Origin of the sequence: Nocardia vinacea NBRC 16497, from assembly GCF_000308835.1 — a bacterium.
Classification (GTDB): domain Bacteria; phylum Actinomycetota; class Actinomycetes; order Mycobacteriales; family Mycobacteriaceae; genus Nocardia; species Nocardia vinacea.
Genome location: NZ_BAGN01000139.1, coordinates 1 through 1784 on the forward strand (window position 1 = coordinate 1; position 1784 = coordinate 1784).

The following is a 1784-nucleotide window of genomic DNA, read 5'->3' on the forward strand; positions in this document are numbered from 1 at the left end:
CGATCTCGCGCAACGCATCGTCGTCGACAGGCACCTTGACGCGCTGGGCACCCTTACCGTCCTGGTCCGGAATCTCCACCGTGCCCCATGAGGTGCCGAACGAAATCGTCGACACCGGAACACCTTTGTTCTTGGCGAGGCGGGCCGCGGTGAAACCGTGCCGTGGATTGTCGACGTCCTTGTCGTCGGGCACCGTCTGTTTACCGTCGGACATCAGCACGATGCGCGCGGGTGGCGGCGTTTCCGCACCACCGAGCACGGTGGCGATGGTGTCGATCGACTGCAGCGCGGTGAGAATGCCCTCACCGGTGGCGGTGCGCTCGGCGAGTTTGATGTTGTCGATGGCCGCCTTGACGGCCTCGCGGTTCGTCGTCGGCGGCACCATCACCGAGGCGGTGCCCGCGAAGGTGACGAAGCCGAGATTGATACCGGGCGGCAGCCCGTCGACGAATTCCTTACCGGCCTTCTGCGCCACCTTCAGTCGCGACGGCGGCACATCGGTCGCCTCCATGGACAGCGAAACGTCCATCACCAGAACGACTGTCGCGCGATTGCGCGGCACCTTCTTGACCGCCGTCGGCCCCGCGGCCGCGATGGTGAGGAACACCAGACCGACCAGCATCAGCGCGATCGGCACATGCCGGATCGGACTCGGCCGCGACGGGGCGACCTTTTCCAGCAGCTCCATATTGGTGAACTGCAGCATGTGCCGGTGGCGGCTGCGCTGCACGAGGATGTAGCCCAACGCGATCAGCACGACCACGGCGAGGAAACCGAGCCAGACCAGCGCGGTGAAATGCGAAATACTCACTGGCGCGGCGCCCGTCCGCTCGGGGCGCCGAATGCGTGGCGCCGGGTGGACACGAACCGGACCACGTCGGAGATCCAGTCCCGATCGGTCTGCAGGGTGAGCACCGGTGCGCCGCAACTGCGCAGGGCTTGTTCGACCTGAACGCGATGACGCTCGGCAGCGGCCGCGAAATCGGCGCGCAGCGAAGGCGTCACACTGAATTCGCGGGTGTGCCCTGTCTCGGGATCGTGCAGCACCACATCACCCACATCGGGCAGCGACAGATCGCGCGGATCGAGCACCTCCACCGCGAGCAGATCGTGACGCGCGGAGATGGCGCGCAATGAGCGCTGCCAGTTGATATCACCGAGGAAGTCGCTGATGACCACCGCGAGTCCGCGCTTGCGCTGCGGGCGGCGTAGCGATTCGATCGCCTCGCGCAGATCGCCGCGCACACCGTCGCGGGCATGCGGCGTCGTCGCGATCTCGCGCAGCATCGACTGCGCGTGCACCCGGCCGCTGCGCGCGGGAATGCGAGTCAACTGCTCACCGGTCGCGACGACCGCGCCGATCCGATTGCCGCCGCCGCTGGTGAGGTGGGTGATCGCCGCGGCGGCCGCGACGGCCAGATCGCGCTTCTGGCACAGCGCGGTACCGAAGTCGAGGCTGGCCGAGAGGTCGACCACCATCCAGGTCTCGAGTTCCCGGTCCGCGATCATCTGCCGCACATGCGGATGGGTGGTGCGGGCGGTGACCGACCAATCCATCTGGCGCACATCGTCGCCCGGCTGATAGGTCCTGGCCTCACCCGGCTCCGAGCCCGGACCTGGAATCAAGCCGAGGTGATCACCGTGCAGAACACCGTCGAGCCGACGACGGACGGTCAGTTCCAGCGTTCTGAGCGCCGCCGTCAGCTTGGGGTCGGACAGTTCGCTCGATCGGAAAGACGGTGGTGCATGTGGGGACATCGGCACTGGTGGAACCGGATCCGATG

General features: G+C 66.9%; 2 protein-coding genes. Both read right to left on the bottom strand.

Annotated elements, in window-relative coordinates; genetic code table 11:
- On the bottom strand, positions 1-811 hold an 811-nt coding region (locus ON44_RS19015), incomplete at its 3' end, for a VWA domain-containing protein (RefSeq protein WP_040691926.1).
- Positions 808-1758, bottom strand: a complete 951-nt coding sequence (locus ON44_RS19020; protein ID WP_040691928.1) for a DUF58 domain-containing protein — start codon at positions 1756-1758, stop codon at positions 808-810. The genes ON44_RS19020 and ON44_RS19015, both read right to left, overlap by 4 nt.
- Positions 1759-1784: the final 26 nt, after the last annotated feature.

What these genes read in the sequence shown, in the direction of transcription:
- ON44_RS19020 (WP_040691928.1), bottom strand. Translation starts at nt 1,758, where the DNA reads ATGTCCCCACATGCACCACCGTCTTTCCGATCGAGCGAACTGTCCGAC.